The 1,214-nt window shown below is 54.5% G+C and carries 1 protein-coding gene; it reads right to left on the bottom strand.

All coding sequences use genetic code 11. The features are described 5' to 3' along the window. Positions 1–75: 75 nt before the first annotated feature. Positions 76–1,122, bottom strand: a complete 1,047-nt coding sequence (locus tag ADN01_RS16825; protein ID WP_075071308.1) for an IS66 family transposase — start codon at positions 1,120–1,122, stop codon at positions 76–78. Positions 1,123–1,214: the final 92 nt, after the last annotated feature.

The following is a 1,214-nucleotide window of genomic DNA, read 5'->3' on the forward strand; positions in this document are numbered from 1 at the left end:
GTGTCTGTCCCAAAGTCGGTTGGTGATTTAGCACGCAAACAGCAGGCGGTTTTTGGGAATATTCGGCAAAGGGACCTAATGGATCCTGACCCCCGCAGCCATCAATCCGCTGGCCATTCCTGGCCAATTCTTGTACCCTCGCACCGTCCTGGCTCGCATCTTCATTCTGCCAATCACCTGTTCGGTGGTGTTATTGGTCCAAGGAACCTCGGCCTGCCAGTCAAATACCCGGTAATTGGCCCAATCCTGGGCCAAGCGGCCAATCAAATGGCGCAGTAATTCCAGAGGCGCCATATCTTCTGAGCGGCGGCCTTTGCGGTTAACCGGGAGCTGGCGATACAGCTGCCACAGGCGCTTTTCACCCTTGGGCGGCAGTTCATCAATCAATCCCTGAACCTCATGGATCAAGGCATGCCATTCAGGAGGTAAGTGAAGGCGTAAGTCACGCAGGGCTCTTCCTACCCAGCGGCGCACATGGAATTGGCATACTTGATGCTCCAGGTTCAGTTCTCTGGCAGCCACCTTATAACTATTCAGGTCATCGGTTACAATCACACTCACGCCCAAGCGCTGAACCAGGGGCTCCAGAAACCGTTTGACGGCCTGGGGGTCTTTCTCCTCTACATAGCCCACCGTCACTGGCTGCCCTGTACCCAGATCCACGGCTACCAAAACGGGCTGTGTCTTGCCCCAACCGCGCACATAAGCGCCATCCACCCCTAATACCCGCACCTTTTGCCAATGCCTTTCTTTCTCTAACTGTCGGGCATACACCTGTACATCTCGCCAGGCACTCATTCGTTCGATCTTTAGCCCAAAGGCGCAGTACAAAGCCACCAGCCCCCGGTAACTCAAACCCATTATCCACCCCAGGGCCACCAAAACCTGCGTTCGCTGTGTCTGGCTGGCTCGCTTTACCCCTTGCGGATAATGCCGAAAGGTTCGTTGGCATCGACAGCAGCGGTAGCGATACACCCACACTTCCCCTAGATATGGATCACGCACTGCTTTGACCCCTCCGCCCCAGCGTTGAAAGGTCTCTCCTGGACAATACGGACACTGGTGTGGCCGTTCTGTCTCAATTGACTTGACTTCTGGTATCTGTAAGGTGACAATAGACATGGCAAGCTCCGGTAACTTGGTGGCCTTAAGCACCTACCAGTTTACTCGGAGCTTGCTCTTTTTTCAAAACCTACCACTCTTGGGACAGACAC

The organism is Levilinea saccharolytica, assembly GCF_001306035.1.
In the GTDB taxonomy this organism is placed as follows: Bacteria; Chloroflexota; Anaerolineae; order Anaerolineales; family Anaerolineaceae; genus Levilinea; species Levilinea saccharolytica.